At 35.7% G+C, this 17,806-nt stretch carries 13 protein-coding genes and 4 pseudogenes; 3 read left to right on the top strand and 14 right to left on the bottom strand.

The features are described 5' to 3' along the window. Positions 1 to 121 precede the first annotated feature (121 nt). From UP17_RS29480 to UP17_RS08525, 4 genes and pseudogenes are all read right to left on the bottom strand, one after another. Positions 122 to 283 (bottom strand): annotated as a pseudogene (locus tag UP17_RS29480) (hypothetical protein); the annotation flags it as partial. Between the two features lie 91 nt (positions 284 to 374). After that, positions 375 to 1,085, bottom strand: coding sequence for a YetF domain-containing protein (locus UP17_RS08540; RefSeq protein ID WP_061462529.1), 711 nt, complete (start codon positions 1,083 to 1,085; stop codon positions 375 to 377). 530 nt (positions 1,086 to 1,615) lie between these two features. Continuing rightward, a pseudogene (locus tag UP17_RS08530) lies at positions 1,616 to 2,207 on the bottom strand (cupin domain-containing protein); the annotation flags it as partial. A gap of 282 nt (positions 2,208 to 2,489) precedes the next feature. Continuing rightward, positions 2,490 to 2,996: a ferritin gene (locus tag UP17_RS08525; protein WP_061462526.1), complete on the bottom strand. Its 507-nt coding sequence runs from the start codon at positions 2,994 to 2,996 to the stop codon at positions 2,490 to 2,492. A 309-nt stretch (positions 2,997 to 3,305) separates the two neighbouring features. On the opposite strand from UP17_RS08525, the pseudogene UP17_RS08520 reads away from it, so the two are divergent. Beyond that, positions 3,306 to 4,580: pseudogene (locus UP17_RS08520) on the top strand (IS110 family transposase). 620 nt (positions 4,581 to 5,200) lie between these two features. Here UP17_RS08520 and UP17_RS08515 read toward each other — a convergent pair. The 6 genes from UP17_RS08515 to UP17_RS08490 form a co-directional block, all read right to left on the bottom strand. Next, a complete protein-coding gene (locus tag UP17_RS08515) occupies positions 5,201 to 5,698 on the bottom strand; it encodes a PTS sugar transporter subunit IIA (protein WP_054397421.1) in 498 nt (165 codons plus the stop codon). A gap of 220 nt (positions 5,699 to 5,918) precedes the next feature. Next, the gene (locus UP17_RS08510) at positions 5,919 to 6,893 is read right to left on the bottom strand and encodes a carbohydrate kinase family protein (protein ID WP_057277268.1); all 975 of its coding nucleotides are present in this window, start codon (positions 6,891 to 6,893) and stop codon (positions 5,919 to 5,921) included. Positions 6,894 to 6,909: 16 nt separating this feature from the next. Then, the gene (locus tag UP17_RS08505) at positions 6,910 to 8,382 is read right to left on the bottom strand and encodes a sucrose-6-phosphate hydrolase (protein WP_061462525.1); all 1,473 of its coding nucleotides are present in this window, start codon (positions 8,380 to 8,382) and stop codon (positions 6,910 to 6,912) included. A 69-nt stretch (positions 8,383 to 8,451) separates the two neighbouring features. Continuing rightward, entirely contained in the window at positions 8,452 to 9,900 is a 1,449-nt protein-coding gene (locus UP17_RS08500; protein WP_061462524.1) for a sucrose-specific PTS transporter subunit IIBC, read from the bottom strand. A gap of 193 nt (positions 9,901 to 10,093) precedes the next feature. Continuing rightward, positions 10,094 to 11,089: a LacI family DNA-binding transcriptional regulator gene (locus tag UP17_RS08495; protein WP_250211777.1), complete on the bottom strand. Its 996-nt coding sequence runs from the start codon at positions 11,087 to 11,089 to the stop codon at positions 10,094 to 10,096. Positions 11,090 to 11,363: 274 nt separating this feature from the next. After that, on the bottom strand, positions 11,364 to 11,639 hold the full coding sequence (locus tag UP17_RS08490) for a hypothetical protein (protein ID WP_061462522.1): 276 nt from the start codon (positions 11,637 to 11,639) through the stop codon (positions 11,364 to 11,366). A 377-nt stretch (positions 11,640 to 12,016) separates the two neighbouring features. Between UP17_RS08490 and UP17_RS26230 the strand changes: the two are divergent. Beyond that, positions 12,017 to 12,130: pseudogene (locus UP17_RS26230) on the top strand (YjcZ family sporulation protein); the annotation flags it as partial. A gap of 115 nt (positions 12,131 to 12,245) precedes the next feature. Further along, on the top strand, positions 12,246 to 12,953 hold the full coding sequence (locus UP17_RS08485) for a S8 family serine peptidase (protein WP_250211776.1): 708 nt from the start codon (positions 12,246 to 12,248) through the stop codon (positions 12,951 to 12,953). A 43-nt stretch (positions 12,954 to 12,996) separates the two neighbouring features. Here the strand turns inward: UP17_RS08485 and UP17_RS08480 are convergent, their stop codons facing one another. The 4 genes from UP17_RS08480 to UP17_RS08465 form a co-directional block, all read right to left on the bottom strand. Continuing rightward, on the bottom strand, positions 12,997 to 14,421 hold the full coding sequence (locus tag UP17_RS08480) for a HAMP domain-containing sensor histidine kinase (RefSeq protein WP_061462521.1): 1,425 nt from the start codon (positions 14,419 to 14,421) through the stop codon (positions 12,997 to 12,999). Next, entirely contained in the window at positions 14,421 to 15,101 is a 681-nt protein-coding gene (locus UP17_RS08475) for a response regulator transcription factor (protein ID WP_061462520.1), read from the bottom strand. The genes UP17_RS08480 and UP17_RS08475 overlap by 1 nt, the downstream gene beginning before the upstream one ends. Positions 15,102 to 15,189: 88 nt before the next feature. Then, positions 15,190 to 17,028: an FtsX-like permease family protein gene (locus tag UP17_RS08470; protein WP_061462519.1), complete on the bottom strand. Its 1,839-nt coding sequence runs from the start codon at positions 17,026 to 17,028 to the stop codon at positions 15,190 to 15,192. After that, complete coding sequence (locus tag UP17_RS08465) at positions 17,003 to 17,782, bottom strand: ABC transporter ATP-binding protein (RefSeq protein WP_061462518.1); 780 nt, start codon at positions 17,780 to 17,782, stop codon at positions 17,003 to 17,005. The genes UP17_RS08470 and UP17_RS08465 overlap by 26 nt, the downstream gene beginning before the upstream one ends. Positions 17,783 to 17,806 lie beyond the last annotated feature (24 nt).

Raw genomic sequence — 17,806 nt, 5'->3', positions numbered from 1 at the left:
AGAAACCCTCCGTCCATACTCATTACATCTATTGAAACATAAAAAAACCCGGATAAGGGACACTTTTTTATGTGTGTCCGTTATCCGGGGTATAGTTCAACTTTAGAGAAAGGACTTTTTATTAATGCTCTACAATTACACTAATAATCTCATCAAACTGTATATTCTCTAAGGAACTATCTTTCTTCTGAATACGTAACTCTTTCGTGACAGGATGGATGTACACACAATACCCATATAAATCCTGTGGATTTACCACGTTATGTAATCTAAATCTCATCGGTAAATGATATTGAGGACTTGCTAGAAATTAATTGTACTCTCAAACGATTACGTCGTCCCTATATTTTTATACTTACTTTTGTAAGAAATAATTATTCTTTATCAATAGGGGAATTGATATGATCTCTAAATGTATCAACATACATATTACCATTAGCAGCCAGTACTGCATAAACAACATCATGTTTAAATAAATTACGCTTTTTTAACTCTGATTCTAACCATGAAAACGTTATATTATTTTGTTCTAAATTCTCTTTAATTATTTCTCCATCCATAATAAGTTCAATAGGTAACTTCTTTTCAGGCTTTACTGCAATCATCAAATCCTGTTTTGTAACGTTCCTAAATTGCGGCTTTTTTAATACTGTTAACGTTCCATTTGTTTCAACTATGGCAAATAGAACCTCTTCTATGTTAAAAATATCTCTTTCCCTTAGTTGTTGATTTAAATAATCCAATGTATATCGCATTTTATTCATGTTTCCTTCTAATATTTTTCCATTTTGCATCACAATTGTGGGATCTCCAGCCAGAAATTTTCTTCCTTTTCTATTTTTTAATGAAATAACTGCAATCAGGAAAATAATTGCTACATATATAGTAAATGCAATAATTGTATGATGTACCTTAATAGAAGTATTAAAGGCTAAATTCGCTGAAATTGCACCTAGCGAAATTGCTGCAACAAAATCAAACATTGTCATTTGAGATATTGTTTGTTTACCTAATATTCTTGTTCCAATTAGTAATAAAGTGAAAGAAGTAATTGATCTCAAAATTACTTCGATATGTTCAGGCATTTCCCCACCCCAATTTTATCTATTGTTAGTCATATCGTATCCTTGATTTTAATTAATTAATTATTTATTTCATATTGTATTATCCGCTTTCCCGATATATAAGAAAAAGACAGGTTTCCCTGTCCTCAACATTAGTATATTTCATATTAACTTTTCGATGCATTCATTATTAATAATAATTTCCACCCTCTGTTTTACCACTATTTGTGATCGGTTCACCATGATAATTCTAATTCTACTCTCAGCCTTTAAAAGTCTAAGGGAACTGTCCTCGCTTGCAGCATGATAGGTTCACTCTATTTATACATATTTTTGCTTTGCTGAAGAAGTTTGGATTCTCCTGTACGTTCCCATTCTTCTACTTTTTCATATGCTTTTTCGGGAGAATATCCTTTCCCTACAAGAACTCTCATTAGAATAAATTCTTGAAGAATAAGTGTAGCACTTATTCCTCTTTTAACATCCTCTAACCCTTCATTTACCAAAAATTCCGTGTGCTTTATCCATTCATCTGGAGACCTGCCAGAAATAACTGTATTACTATTGCCATGGACCGTAACCTTCTTCCGAAGCCAATGCATCTGCTTTAGTTTCATGAACAGTACCAAATGGATGGTTAGGAGGAGCATATATCGAGTAAAGTTTTAGCGGAATATTACCTGTATTGGTTACATTATGCCATGTGCCAGCAGGTATCATTATTGCATAATCATCATAGACGTTTCTTACAAAGATTAAATTATCCTTTTTATTGCCCATGTGAACAACCCCTTGACCTTGTTCAATACGTAAAAATTGGTCTACGTTAGGGTGAATTTCTAAACCAATGTCTTCACCAACTTTAATACTCATCAATGTAACTTGCAAATGTTTTCCTGTCCATAATGCGGTACGGTAGGTAGTGTTTTGTTTTGTAGCCTCATTGATATTCACTACATATGGTTTTGATCCATAATCTTTTACCTCAATATTATTTCTTCCATATGATGATTGTAAAAAACCCAATTGGTTAGCATTATTAACACTCCAATAATGAGGATTTCTTACATTGTTATACATTGGTCCATTTACATAATAAGGATTTTGATATTGATATGGATGGATATAAGGAACATAATACATTTTTCTCAACCCCTTACAGTTTATATAATTATCATATGTACTTGGTAAGGAAATGTAATTAACATTCAAGGTAAATTATAGAATGTCACTTTAGTTATTAAATTTCCTAATTGTTGAATAATTGTATTTTTTTCTAATACGAATGAATGATAATGTAAATTTTTATACATTAAAAAGACCACCAACTGGAGGCCTTTTTATGCACAACTAACATACTCCAATAGTAGCGTAACTTTTATTGATTCTCCTCTCTCCCCTTTATATTCATTGTTAATTTAGTTTTCAACCAGCAGCAGGTGTCGCAGTAATTGTCCTTTTCCCTAATTCTTGGTCCAGTAATAAAAGAGCAGACGGATTATTTTCAGCAAGTTTTAGACGATTAACAATTGTTAGGCTCTGCGCCTCTTCGTTTATTTGTTCCCTTAAAAAGTCTTGTATAATAACTGAAGCTTGAGGGTCAACTTGATTTACATAATTATAGGCTTGACGATAAGAATTTGTAACGAATTGTTCATGAGCTAATACCTTTTGAAAAGTTTCTAATGGTGTTCCGAAGTCGCTTGGTTGAGCAGGAATATTATTGAGTGTTACAGTTCCATCCAAATCAACAACATAATCAATCAATTTAAGCATATGAGTTCTTTCTTCATCTGATTGCAAACGTAACCAGTGTGCCATGCCCGTTAAGTTCAACCTACCCATATACGCAGACATTGCAAGATATAGTGTTGTTGAAACATGCTCAACTTGAATTAAATTGTTAATTAATTTTTGAAGCTCTTCATTCATTTTTATCACTCCTATATAATTTGATAAAAACACACAAATCCTCCAGAATGCCAGTAACACAAGACATACAATCACTCTTTATTAGTTTTAAGGGAGTACTTAGATTTAAGTTATGTTCCCCATAGGTAAATGACACAATTTATTTAAAGGGTAGCTTTGCAGTAATCTGAGTATGCCTTATGCAACTAATCTGCCCCTTTAGCATTCCTGTAGATCGTTAAATATCAGGTTTGAAAAAAATAGAGCCCCTCAGTAAGATATGAGTATAGAGTCCAATCTAACTCAAAGTCTTAAGGAGGAAGCCCTACTATGAATGTTAAAATGCAAAACAAACAAAATCAACTAATTGAAAGAATTACGGATCAACATCTAGTTGTTGGTGTAGATATTGCCCAACATGTACACGTGGCCCGTGCTGTAAACTATCGGGGCATTGTGGTCGGGAAACCTTTGTCTTTTGAAAATAACGAAGAGGGTTTTACTAGCTTACTAAACTGGATCAAGGAACTAAAATACATGAAAAACTTAGACACCACGATAGTCGGAATGGAACCTACCGGTCATTATTGGATAAACCTCTCAAAGTGGCTAGTCAAACAAAACATAGATGTCGTCACGGTCAATCCTCACCATGTCAAAAGAAACAAAGAAAATCGTGATAATACGCAATCCAAAAGTGATAAAAAAGATGCCCTTGTCATCGCTGATATGGTGAAGAATGGCTACTATGCCTTCGTTCGTTCCACTTCAGAATCATTTGAAAAACTTCGTGTCCTTATGGCTAACCGAGATGTGCTCGTTAAGCGTCTTGTTAGCTCCATCAACCAAATTAATCGCTGGGTGGATGTTGTCTTTCCCGAGCTCCGGGAAGTGTTTAAAGATGTATCATGTAAAGGGGCCATCGCAACCCTACGCCTCTTTCCTACCCCAGCTGAATGATGTTCCTTACAGCTTCAAGATATCGTAACCGGGTGGAAATCATGTATGAAGCGACATTCCGGGCATAAAAAAGCCCGTTCCCTGCTTGCATTGGCCAAGCGTTCAATTGGTACGAAACAAGCCCTTGATGCGTATAAACTTCACTTGAGACAGTTATTAGAGGAATATGATCTCGCTTCATCCCAACTCGAAAGAGTAACGCAAGAAGTTACAAATGTCTTGGAACAGATTCCATTCGTTAAGCAAATACTTGACATTAAAGGAATCAGCGAGATTTCACTGGCAGGCATCTTAGGCGAAGCTGGAGATCTGAGTGGGTTCGCTCACGGGAATGCGCTCCTTCGTCATGCAGGATTGCATCTCGCTGAAGCAAGCTCTGGGAAGTGGAAAGGCCAAATTGTTCTTTCCAAACGTGGAAGATCACGCCTGCGGCGTTACCTCTTCCTTGCGACCATGAGTCTGGTGATGAATAATCCTGAGTTTAAAGCCCTACACTCGAACAATGTTAAAGTGAAGAAGATAAAGAAAATGAAATCCATCATGAAACTATGTGGAAAACTCGCCCGTGTCCTAGTAGGGATTGCTCGTAATGGCTCTGCCTATAAACCGGAAATGGTCTTCCCTCATGAACAACTAGCAGCGTAAATTTACATTCACATGGTTATTTAACGAAAGTTGGCTTATTCGTAGGATTTCAAAGAAAGCACGAAGTACTGGATGTAATGAACAAAAGGGCAATGACCCGTTCCGTTAGCAAAACCGGCCTCCACCCCTTGGATAGGCATGACGAAGGAATGAAAGGGCATAGGATTATGACCCGTTGAGACATGGGAGGGAAAGCCTCCAGGGGCAGCGAGGAAAATGCGTGCAGCATATGTAATAATATGGGATTTTTAATAGATCCCCTATTTCAATCTGCCCTCATCTTATCAAAACGGTCCGATCTCTTTCGTTCATCTAAAGCAACCTATACCATGTGGTTTGAAATCCTGCGAATAAGCGAGTATTCGTGAGCATTATCTATTAAACTGAGGGAGTTCATTAAGCAAAAAGGTCACCAAATGGCAGCCCCGGAAAACTGCAGTAATAATATACGTGCAAAATAGCACTTAAAATAAGTGCAAATTACCACCTAAAGTAACACAATTCCGTTAAGTTATGATACCAACTTAGTTAAAATAAAAACACCCCATTTCTGGGGTGGACATCTCTTGGTCATATGTTCTTTAGTTCTTTAACGAGTTTCTTCTATTTTACTCATTCTCCTATTTTAAGGTAACTACCAGAACGGTCGTTTTACCGGCTACAGATTGTCCACTATAGTGATACTCTAAATGTGTCACAATGTCTCCATTGGTAATGATCATCGGTGTAATAGTACTTGATGCTTTTTCCTTTACCAGTTCAAGGCTGTAGGTGACCAATATGTCTCCTGCTTTAACCTGGTCACCTTCTGCCACACAAACGGAAAACCCTTCTCCTTTCATGTTAACCGTGTCCAATCCAATATGAATCAATATTTCCAGCCCTTCTGCCGTTTCCAATGCAATGGCATGCTTCGTCGGGAAGACATTGATGACTTTTGCATCAGCCGGCGCCACTACCTTCCCTTCGATAGGAAAGAAAGCAATACCATCTCCCATCATTTTCTGTGAAAAAACTGGATCCGGTACATCTTCAAGCTTTAAAATTTCTCCTTCAATTGGCGATACTAATTTTATTTCCGAAATTTTTGTTTTTTTTCCAAATAAGTTTTTTAACAAGGTAATACCTCCAATTATTTTTAATATTCTGGCTGAACAGCAAATTTCTTAAGCAATCACTTTTTTGATTTATTCTTTTAGCTGGTCTGATTTCGGTCCAAAAATTGCCTAGATGTTATTTCCTACCTCCAAAACGCCCGCAGCTCCAAGGCCTTTTAATAGGTCCTTATCAACTTAGCAAGCCAATCGGTCGGTACTTTTCCGTTTAGGGTAGGCGCCATTATTGATCGATTTGCTGCAGTTGATAAATCGCTTCTTTGGCCGGAATGGAAGAGATTGCTCCTTTTCCAGTCGTAGTAAGAGCGCCACTAGCGTTTGCAAAGCTTAGGATTTCTTGGTGATGAAGTTCAAGAACTTCTTCCAGATTTCCTTGCCGAACGTCTTTTTCTAATAACTGATACAGCAAGCCTCCGATAAATGCATCCCCAGCCCCTGTTGTATCCTGTACGCCGACGCGATACCCGGTTGATTCGTATTTTTTACCTCTTACATATAATTCGGCACCTTGAGCTCCTTTTGTATAAATTACTGCTTTAACAGCACCAGTAAATAACGAAGAAACTGCTTTTTCTTTGTCAGTAATCCCGGTAATAAACTCAAGCTCTTCATCAGAAATTTTCACAATATGAACCATTGGAACAAACTCTAAAATCGTTTTCCGGCATTCTTCAGGATCAGTCCAAAGCGGAAGGCGGACATTTGGGTCAAAGCTGATGATTCCGCCTTTTGCTTTTACAGAAGTAATGGCTTTCACATGCGCATGCTTCATAGGACTTTCCACTAAATCGACTGAACAGAAGTGGAGGAGGTCGCCGTTTGCAAACCAGCTATCGTTAATTTCAGTCTCATGAAGCAACAAATCTGCAGAAGGATTGCGGTAGAAAGAGAAATCACGTTCACCATTTTCAAGCAAAGATACAAAAGCAAGGCCTGTGTTGGCTTCATTCGTTCTCGTAATTTTATCTATTTTCACGCCGGCTTGCTGCAATTGTTCTAAAAGAAAGTCCCCAAATGAATCCATTCCGAGCTTAGTAATTATCGATGCATTGCCGCCATTTCTGGCAACTGATACAGCAACATTCGCTGGAGCGCCTCCTGGAGCACGCTCGAATTCCATTACATCTTTTAGTGCGATTCCTTTTTGAAGGGGGATAAAATCAATTAATACTTCACCGATTGCATATAAATTTCTCATACCTTACCTCTCGCTTTCATACATAACTCCATTTTTTTGCTTGAAAAGTGGTGCTTCCAGATAATGCAAAGAAACGAATTTCATTTCTGTTTTCACGAGGGAAGATCCGGCTCGTGAATACTTCTTCACCGTCATTGATGAAAATCTCAACAGAAGAGGTATCTACAAATAAATGAAACTTAATTTTTTTGGTATTCACAAAGCATTTTCGGATTGTTCCATAAGCTTCTCCAACGGTCTCACCTGAAGAAGAGCGGTCAAGAATGACTTTTTTCTCTACAGTATCATATTTAATGACCGTTTTTTCATCATCACCGGCCCTGAATTCAATACCAAATTCAACGGCATCGTTGTTTTCAAATTCACATACCATTTCATAGGATACTCCTTTGAATTCTTCATACATGTTCTTGGTGTTCTTCAAAACACCTTTTACTTCAGTTTCCTGCCTGCGTAGCGCTTGAAGTTCCTGCACTGGCCGCTGTATCAGTTTGCCGTTTCGAACAGATAATTCTCTTGGCAGTGTTAAACAATGCGCCCAGCCATTTTTGTCTGTGGGTAGGTCGATTTCAGGCAAGCCCATCCATCCGACAAGGATACGCCTTCCGTCAGGATTAACCATTGTTTGCGGCGCATAAAAATCAAAGCCTCTGTCAAGCTCCTGAAAAGAGCCATGTGATAATGAGTGGGTTATTGTATCTAGCTTGCTGCCAATAACATAACCGGATTGATAAATATTGTGGTAAAGGTCTCCCTTGGGCTCCAAACCTTGTGGAGAAAACATCAGTACACCATAGTTTTGCAGTTCAAAATAATCTGGGCATTCCCACATATATCCAAAAGCTCCAAGGTCAGTTTGTAACTCTCCTTCAAATGTCCAGTTTACTAGATTGGAGGAACGATATAGGACGACACATCCTGTTTTGTCTTTCCGCTGTGCACCGATTACTGCATAAAAGGTATCATTTTCTCTCCAAACTTTCGGGTCGCGGAAATGATTAGTATATCCTTCTGGTACGTCCCGAATGAATGGATGGGTCAATTTTTCAATTTGACCCGTTTTCTCCATGATGGCGATACATTGATAGGGATGTCTTTGCCAATTCTCATCACGGGTGTTGCCGGTATAAAATAAATATAGTTTTCCTTCATATTCAATAGCACTTCCGGAATAGGCTCCATGGCTGTCATAATAATCATCCGGTGCGATCCCGATGCCGGCATTTTCCCAAGAAACAAGATCTTTTGATTTCGTATGATACCAATACTTCAACCCATGTACAGGACCAAGTGGAAACCATTGGTAGAATAAATGGTACTCGCCATGATAAAAAGAGAAGCCATTAGGGTCATTAAGTAGGCCGGATAAAGGCTGTATATGAAAGGTTTGTCGCCATGTGCATTCATTTACTCTTGTTTGCAAATTTTGCAGCTCTACCTGATTAACATCTTCAACGCGGCGATAACGCTGTTCTTTTGTCCAGCCCATGTGATCAGACTCCTTTAAAAAATCAGATGACTGTTCCTTGTTTCGAACAGCCCTTTTCATATTAATAAATTAGGCTGCTTCTTTTCGAGAAAGGGCAGCAACTTTTTTATCTGTCCGATTTGCTAAACTGAATGTTGCGATAAAGGCAACAGCAAAGGAAATGGCCATACCAATTATATAAAAGATAATTGTATCTGTTTTTATGGAAATAATCCCTGGTAGACCTGCAGCGCCAAGTGCAATCGCCTTTACTTTGAAGAAGGTGACGAAAGCAGAAGCCACTCCTGAACCTATAATTGCTCCAATAAATGGATACTTCAGTTTTAAGTTAACACCGAACATTGCAGGTTCTGAAATCCCTAAAAGAGCCGAAATACCCGCTGCAGATGCCGTACCTTTTGTTTTTTTATCTTTCGTAATGAAAGTAACTGCAAGGGTTGCTGCACCTTGAGCAATATTGGACATTGCTGCAATTACGAAAATAAAAGAGCCCCCAGTTTTTGAAATATCAGAAAGTAATTGTGTTTCTACAGCAATAAAGCTATGATGCATACCTGTGATAACGATTGGTGCGTAAAGAAGTCCAAATATAGCTCCTCCGATAAAACCAGTTCCATCATATAAGAAGATGAGACCATCTGTTAATAAGTTCCCTGTAGCACGAGTAATCGGTCCTACTACTGTGAACGTTAAGATACCAGTAATAAAAATTGTCAATAATGGTGTTAGAATATTGTCTAGTGCGGAAGGAATGACTTTTCGCAAATACGTTTCTATTTTTGCTAAAATAAAGGAAGCAACAAGTACTGGCAACACAGTGCCTTGATATCCGATTTTTTCAATTTCAAATCCAAGAATATTCCAGACCTGAATTTCACCGCTTACTAAGGCTCCTCCGTATCCCCAACCATTCAATAAGTCAGGGTGAACCATTAGCATTCCAAGTGTAGCACCCAGATAAGGATTTCCGCCAAACCGCTGTGTGGCAGAGAAACCGATTAAGATTGGAAGGAATACAAATGCTGCGTTGGCAAATGTATTAATTAGAGCTGCTAAATCTGCGAATCCCGGGTTAGCTTCGACAATGGATTGCCCTGCGATAAATAAGTCAGGTGCTGTGAGCAAGTTGTTAATCCCCATCAATAGACCGCCGGCAACAATTGCAGGAATAATAGGAACAAAAATATCAGAAAGCATTTTTACAAAGCGCTGAAGCGGATTCATTTTCTTCGAACCAGCATCTTTTACATCTTTCGTCGACATTTCAGTAAGTCCAGTTAGCTTTGAAAACTCTTTGTATACTTCATTAACAGTTCCCGCACCGATAATAATCTGGTATTGTCCTCCAGTTGAATATGTTCCCTTTACTGCATCCATCTCATCTAGTTTTGCTTGATCGACTTTATCTTCATCATGTAAAGCTAAGCGGAGCCGAGTCGCACAGTGTGCTGCAGCTGCCACATTTTCTTTCCCGCCGATTGCCTCCAATATTTCCTGGGATACTTCTTTATAATTCATAATGATCCTCCTTTTAAACGTTTATAAACGCTGACTTGGAACCGGTTCCGTTTGAATCCAAAAAAATATATGAATATATTAAGTAACGGAACCGGTTCCAGAATAAACCAAAAAAATATAATATCAACAAGTTGATTCACAGAAACCGGTTACATTTTAGAGGGGAAATATTTGGTAACCGATTTCATTTTGATTATAATCGGTGTAGTAAACGATTGTCAACGCTTTCTCTTTCAATAATTTTATATTTTGATAGAGATAATTTTGGTAATTCTTCCCCGTTAACAAGCTTTACGATACTTTTAGCTGCCATTTGTCCTGCTTCTTTGTAGTAGAATTTCGCTGTAGTTATGCCTGGGTGTATCATCTCTGTTACTTCATAACCTCCAAATCCAGTGATCGACAAGTCTTCTGGGATTTTTAAACCTCTTAAATAAGCTGCTTTCAAAGCACCAATCGCTATATTATCAGTTGCACATACGATAATAGAGGGAGTGAATTCCTCAATAATAGAGGGGACATTGATTAATGCATCTGTTATGCTGAAGCTTGTTTCATAATACCTTACTTCACAGTCTGGTTTTTCATCTATCGCCCGCTGAAATCCTTTTTTTCGCATGACTCCTACAGCAATATCTTTTCCTGTTACGCCCAAAAAAGCAATCTTACGGTGACCTTTTTCCAGCACATGTTTTCCGAGATCATATGCTGCTTCATAATCATTGTGTATGATGCTGTGAATTGTTTCATGCTGCTGACCAACCAGTAAAACGGGCAAGTGCAGCTCTTTGAAGGCATCTAAATGGGCGTCTGTAACTTGGGATGGAAGCAAAATCATTCCCGCAACCTTTTGCTTAGCCAGTGTGTAAATATTTTCAATTTCCCGATCTAAATCCTGACCGGTATTTGAGATCAGCATTTGATAATTTAGTTCTCTTAATTGTTCATCAATGCCAATTAACGTATGAGAAGAAGCATACGAATCAAGTCTCGGTACAATGGTACCGATTATATTAGTTTTCTTTGCTTTTAAACTTTGAGCGAAGGCATTAGGAGCATAGCTGGTTTCATTTATCACACGTTCGATTTTATTTTTCGTTGCCTCACTAACAGAACCATTATTTAGATAACGTGAAACTGTACTCTTAGCAACTCCGGCAAGCTTCGCGATATCAGTAATTGTAACCAAAGCATTCATCTCCGTCTTTATATGGATTTATTTATTATACACCAATATGTTTAGTAAATTAAGAGGTGAATATAGTTGATTATTTAAACAGGAAATTTTACAACGTTATCATTGCAAATTTAAATGTAAACGCATTCACGTCCAAGTAGGAGGTTAAAAATATGGAAATTAGTAAAGAGGTTACATTTATACAATGATAAATAGAACTAACCATTATGAGAAAAAATCCTTTCTTTTCTATTTAGCTCTCTTCCTAAATGGGTATAGCACCCCATCAAACCCAATTACGAAACATTTCGTATACTTCCTGATTAGTTTTAACATTACCAAGAAATACACCCATAAGTTCATTATAATAGTATTCTTTATCACTAAATAACGCTTGAAACTCCTTATCATCTGCGAAATCATTAAAAAACAAGTCCATTGAACTGTCTTTTCTTACCCAAGCAATTGCTTCTATATATGGAGTGAACTCATATTTCCAATTATCTACATGAAGGTGATTACCAGTATAGTTTTCATCATTAAAATAATCTTGATTATTCATTGACTTACCCCCGAAAACTCAACTATTAGCAGAATTATACCATAGGACTTATTGTTCTAACCTGCTCCGTTGCAGCATAAGGGTACTTTCTTTCTAATTTGAATGTATGATCTAATTGATTTAATTAACTTTTTTCGTTTTTTCTCTTTATACTGAAAAAAGAGGAAAAATGTAACAATGCTATACCGCCCATTTCGGAAATTTTATACGCTAAGAGAATTCCAACCTGAAAAGTCGATCTCCTTAAGGAATCTACTTTTTTTACTTCTTCTGAACAGAGATGGAGACTATTGTGTCATTTTCCTAATTAGAGCATAAGGTGATATAACCCATTTAATTAATTTCCTCCTCTAAAAACAAAATGAGGAGATGTTTGTATGTCACGTTGTGAATCAAGTTGTGATGACGGTAGAGGATTTGGCGGAGGATTCGCCTTTATAGTCGTTTTGTTTATACTCTTAATCATTGTTGGAGCTAGCTGTTTCGGTGGCGGTGTCCAATGCTGTCCTGCCCCCGTTCATGGATATGGCGGTTTCTGCTAAAAATGAAAAAAGCCGACCTTTATTGGTCGGCTTCTTCAAATTGGGGTAGCGTCGGGTACTACCAATGGTAGGACCCCTTAAAGCAATTATTCAAGCAGCTAAGGATGACGTCGATGTTATTAATCTTAGCCTTGGTTCCTATTATATTGATGGCGACATATATAAAGACGGGGAACTTTTAGATAATAAGTGGGCAGATGTTGAAGGATATAAACTTGCAATTGAGTATGCTAATAAGTTAGGTAGTGTGGTAGTTGCTTCTGCAGGAAACGATTCAATAGATGTTTCTAATAAATCAGAGCTAAATAATTTTCTTAAGAAAAAATACGCAGAAGAAGGAAAAACATTTAATGGGGTAGGGATTGAGGCTCCAGGGGAATTGCCTGGTGTAGTTACAGTGTCTTCTACTGGTCCTACGCAACAACCTTCTTTATTATCTAATTTCGGAAAAAATTATATTGATATCGCTGCTCCAGGGGGAGATTCTAGATTATTAGAGAAATACGGCCAAGAGGCATGGTGGGATGGTGGGCTTTTCCGACAAGAACAAGTATTAACTACTTTTAACACGGGCAGATACTTATTTGCTTCTGGGACTTCCATGGCTGCACCTAAGGTTTCTGCTACCCTAGCCTTAATTATCGACCAACGTCATTACAAAAAACGGCCAAGTAGTTCCATTGATTATCTCTATAAAAACGGAGTAAAAAAAGATATTGAACTATTTAGCTTATTGGGGCAATGGACAATTAGACGTATACAACGCAGTTAAATAAACAAAAAATGAACTATGATAATCATAGTTCATTTTTTGTTTATTTAATGGAAGATATGGTGAATTCAATACATGCTCCCTGAGGTTTATTATTTCTAGCCTGAATTTCACCACCATGTTTTATAACCAACTCTTTTACAATATATAATCCCAATCCATGGTGAAGTTGGTCGTTCCTTGAAGGATCTCCTTGATAGAATTTACTAAATAAGAAAGGCAAATCTTTGGCGTCAAAACCTTTTCCTGTATCGGAAATAGAAAAAAACATCATATCTTTCTCTATTTGAACCTGAATATCAATACTTCCATTCATTGGGGTAAAACGAATACTATTAGAAATTAAATTAGTAAGAATTTGATGCAATCGTTTTGGATCTAATGCAAATTCGGAATTTCCCTCTCCAGACTTTCTATTCAAGCTGTAAGTGAACTTTATTTCTTCATCATCTGCCCATTTTTTAAATTCCTCTAGCATTTCTGGTAACATTTCTATAGGAATAACACTTTCAATCTCAAGCGTAAAATCTGGATTATCTACCTCAGACACTCTTTTCATTTCCTCTGTCAAATGCAATACTCTTTGGGTATTATTTTTTATTGTTTGCAAATATTGTGGCAAACGTTTCTGTCCATTTAATGATGGATCCATTAAGACCTCTACATGGGATAATATAATTGTTAGAGGTGTTCTTAAATCATGGGCAATCGAGGCAACCATATCTCGACGCTCTTGCTCTAATTTCCATTGAAGATAAAGTGACGTTTTCAACTCTTCTTTCATACTGTTAAAAGAGTCAATTAATACACCTATTTCATTTTCACTCTCATATTTAATCTCAAAATCCAAATCTTGATTTTTAATTTTCTGAGAAGCAGCACTCAATTCTTTGATCGGCTTATTTAATTCTTTTCCTAAACGTCTCGCAAATATGTATGAGTAAAGTGTTAAAAATAAAAAAGGAATCAATAATATTATAAGAAATATGTATTTTATATAATAATCAATAGATGATGCTAACACATATCGTACAGCTAGAACGCCTACCATTTGATTTTTGTCGAGGATAGGAAGATATTTTGTTATGACCTTTCCTTTTTGATCAGATCTATTAACTTTTTCATATATACTTTTGTTATTTTCTATTAATTGATCATCTAATGTACCATATATTTTATTTCCTTGAAGATTTATAACCTGATATGTAATTCCTTCCATAGGAATAACTTTTTCTAGATTTTTCTGAAAAGCTACTTCTACGATCTTTTCCCCTTTTAACTCGACAAACTTTTCTATACTAGGAACTTTTTTCTCGTAATAATTAGCAGGTTGGACTGACTTTTCATTATAAACGGAGAGAAAATAATATACTAAAACTAAGGTACCAATTGTACTTATGAGGCTTAAAAAAATTACTGAAGCAAAGGTTAAGATAAACTGAGTTTTTAAAGATAGCCTTTTAATCATCAGCGTTTTTCCAATTTATATCCTACTCCCCACACTGTTTTAATGTGATAAGTTGACATCCCTGAAGTTAGTTTAGCTCTTAAATTGTTAATATGAACTATGATAGTATTTAAGTCACCCATTGCATCAATACCCCAAATTTTCTCATAAATCTGTTCTTTAGAAAATATCTGTCCTAAGTTTACGGTTAAGAGTTCTAATATCTTAAACTCTTTACTTGTTAAGTCTATCTTCTTACCATCCAATAAAACGTCATGTTGTGAATAATTAATAGTTAAATTGCCTAAAAGGCGTTGATTTTGAGTGCTAACTCGATCCCTCTGTTCACGTCTTAAGTGCGCCTCGACGCGGGCAATAAGTTCTTTCACTTGGAAAGGCTTTGTTATATAATCATCTCCCCCTAAAGTTAATCCCTTTACTTTATCCATCTCTGAGTGCTTCGCGCTTAGAAACAGAATAGGACAATGAATTTGTTCCCTAATGACTTTACAGAGATCAAAGCCATCCATCTGAGGCATCATAACATCTAATATTATTAAATCTACCTTCGCCTTTAACTGATCTAATGCTTGTTCTCCATTATAAGCTTTAAGAACTCTATAACCTCGATCTTCAAAGATATCAGAGATTATATCTACAATCTCCAGCTCATCATCGACCACAAGAATACTTTCTTGCATAAGTATATACCTCCCCGTCCCCCTAATATTTGAATTATCTAGGAGAGATAAATTAGTTAGTACTCTCCTAGACAAAAATACCTTCTTTTCATAGCACCTTTTTAGAATAAAAGTAACTAGAAATAAGATAGATAATAAATTGAGACACTCCAAATATTAAAAATATTACTATTATAGAATAAATTGTGATTCCTTCTAATATATTTTGCAAGGCATTAGTAGCTATAAATAAATTTAATCCCCCTAAAGATAAAGGAACAAAGAATATGACTGAAATTTGAATGTACAAAGTCCTTTTAACTTCTTTATCTGTAAGACCAACTTTTCGTAATGAGTGAAATACTTTTTTATCATCATTCATATCTTCATACAGTTTAAACCAAAGCAGACTAGCTAAAGCAAGAAACAAAACTAAGCATATAAACAGTCCTGTAAGTCTCAGTATTGAAGATAATTGCACTGTATTTTCATAATCGAGAAGTCGAACATTATGAAGATTATCTGATTTTAACAAGGCTGTATCTGATAATTTCTTAAAAAGGTTATAACTTTTTGCATCCTCTTTAAAATCTAGTTTATAAAGTGACAATTTCTTTTCAGAAATCGTTGTTCTATATATTTCACTAAAAGTATTTTTCGGTACAGAGATAATACCCTCAATTCCATCTATGGGATTAAGAACTCTTTTACCGTTCATATCTTTAACTTTTAGATCTCTCTCCCTTTTTTCAGATTTTAATTTTACGATTCCATTAGTAATATCATTCTTTTTTTTATTATTAAAAATATAATTGTTATTTTTTAATGCATCTTCATTTTTTATAAAAGATGGGTCATTCTGTATTATTAAAAATTCCTTTTTCCCACTCTTTGAAGAAATTTTTAGTCCTTCCCATTTCTTCGTTTGTAAATCCTTTATTCCTTGTCTCTTCAATTCATTTATACTATCTTCTATTTTGTTTTCCTTCCCCTTTGATGCAACAAATAATGCTCCTTGAGGGTGAGTGCTTTGCATTCTTTGTTTGTTCTTTTCTATATATAACTGAATAGAACCTATTGATATCATAATTGCAGATAATAGAATAGATACGATAAAGATAATTTTTGAATTATAATATAATTTTTTTCTTAAACTTATAAGAGTTAACATCTTTATCCCATTTAACTGCCGTTTTTCTTTATTATTTAAGTAAGATATTACACCTACTAAACCATTTGAACAGAATAGGTATGTGCCTACTAGCACTAAGGCTAATAAGGGTAAAAAAGTAAATAATAGCATAGGTAAAGATGCGTAAGAGATAAATATATAAGAGGCTAAAAGAAAACAGATAGATAAAATGAATTTAACCCTAGAGAATTGAGCTGAAGGTTTAGGTTTTCTTTCTTCTTGAAATAACTCTAGAACTGCAATTCGTTTAATCTTTAAGTAACTTCGACACGAAACAAGTAAAAATACTATTCCAAATAAAATAACCGTAACAAAAACAGCCACGGGAGAAAAAGTATAAATGAACGATTGATTCAAAAATAGAATATCACTAATAAAATTAAAGAAAACCTTTGATAACAGCATTCCCAATAAAATACCCACTAAAATAGAAAACGTACCAACTACGGCGTTCTCTAAAACGATCACGTTAAACAATTGCCTTCTAGAGGCTCCAAATGTTTTCCAAATACCCATTTCTTTTTTTCTTTCTCTAAGGAAATGCTCATATGAATATGTAATAAAGAAACAAGAAAATAGCAAAATAATAATTTCACATGCAATTAATAACTGTTCTGTTCCTGAAATCTTTGGATATAAAAGAAAGGCTGCGTACATATAAAAAATTGCTACAGAAAGAATGCTACTAAGTATGTATACTGTATAATGAGAAAGATTACGGGTTATATTCTTAGTTATATATTTCCACATTGACATCATTATCCTCCACTTCCTTAGCGATAAAAGATAAGATTCTTTGATTGAACTTAGACGTATCTTCTAATTTAGAACGCTTCATCTCATGGACAATTTGGCCATCCTTTAAAAAAATGACCCTGTTACAAAAGCTAGCAGCCACCGAATCATGAGTTACCATTAAAATAGTTGTTTTGTACTTATCATTTAACATTTTTAATGTATGTAGAACATTTTGAGCAGATTTAGAATCTAAATTCCCTGTAGGTTCATCAGCAAATAATAAAGCAGGATTGTTAATAAGAGCACGAATGATAGCAGCTCTTTGCTGCTGCCCCCCAGAGACTTCATAAGGATATTTAGTTAAAAATTTTGTCACTTCCAATTCTTTAGCAAATGTTTGAAGTTTATTCTGTACACCTTTCTTATCTCCTTTTTTTAAAGCAGCAGGTAATAAAATATTTTCTTCAATAGTCAAATGATCTAACAAGTTGTAATTTTGAAAGATGAAACCAATATGCTCACGTCGGTAAATACCTAATTGTTCTTCTTTCATACCTGTAAGAGTAGTTCCCCCGACCTTGATATCCCCATCTGAGGGGATATCAAGGGAAGAAAGCACATTTAATAAGGTAGACTTTCCACTTCCCGAAGGACCCATAATTGCTACAAAATCGCCTTCTTCAATATCTAAACTTATATTCTTTAAGACAGGGTACGTTCTGTACTTAGTTTTATAAACTTTTGTAATTTCTCGTGCTTCCAATATAGCCATTTTAATTCTTCCTCCTATCTTTAT

Origin of the sequence: Peribacillus simplex (assembly GCF_001578185.1) — a bacterium.
Lineage (GTDB): Bacteria > Bacillota > Bacilli > Bacillales > DSM-1321 > Peribacillus > Peribacillus simplex_A.
The sequence above is the reverse complement of the archived record's forward strand: the minus strand, read 5'-3'. Positions and strand labels throughout refer to the sequence as shown.

Coding starts and splice junctions, on each gene's coding strand:
- UP17_RS08540 (WP_061462529.1), bottom strand. CDS start 1,085: ATGCCTGAACATATCGAAGTAATTTTGAGATCAATTACTTCTTTCACT.
- UP17_RS08525 (WP_061462526.1), bottom strand. CDS start 2,996: ATGAATGAAGAGCTTCAAAAATTAATTAACAATTTAATTCAAGTTGAG.
- UP17_RS08510 (WP_057277268.1), bottom strand. CDS start 6,893: ATGAGAAATTTATATGCAATCGGTGAAGTATTAATTGATTTTATCCCC.
- UP17_RS08505 (WP_061462525.1), bottom strand. CDS start 8,382: ATGGGCTGGACAAAAGAACAGCGTTATCGCCGCGTTGAAGATGTTAAT.
- UP17_RS08500 (WP_061462524.1), bottom strand. CDS start 9,900: ATGAATTATAAAGAAGTATCCCAGGAAATATTGGAGGCAATCGGCGGG.
- UP17_RS08490 (WP_061462522.1), bottom strand. CDS start 11,639: ATGAATAATCAAGATTATTTTAATGATGAAAACTATACTGGTAATCAC.
- UP17_RS08485 (WP_250211776.1), top strand. CDS start 12,246: ATGGTAGGACCCCTTAAAGCAATTATTCAAGCAGCTAAGGATGACGTC.
- UP17_RS08480 (WP_061462521.1), bottom strand. CDS start 14,421: ATGATTAAAAGGCTATCTTTAAAAACTCAGTTTATCTTAACCTTTGCT.
- UP17_RS08475 (WP_061462520.1), bottom strand. CDS start 15,101: ATGCAAGAAAGTATTCTTGTGGTCGATGATGAGCTGGAGATTGTAGAT.
- UP17_RS08470 (WP_061462519.1), bottom strand. CDS start 17,028: ATGTCAATGTGGAAATATATAACTAAGAATATAACCCGTAATCTTTCT.
- UP17_RS08465 (WP_061462518.1), bottom strand. CDS start 17,782: ATGGCTATATTGGAAGCACGAGAAATTACAAAAGTTTATAAAACTAAG.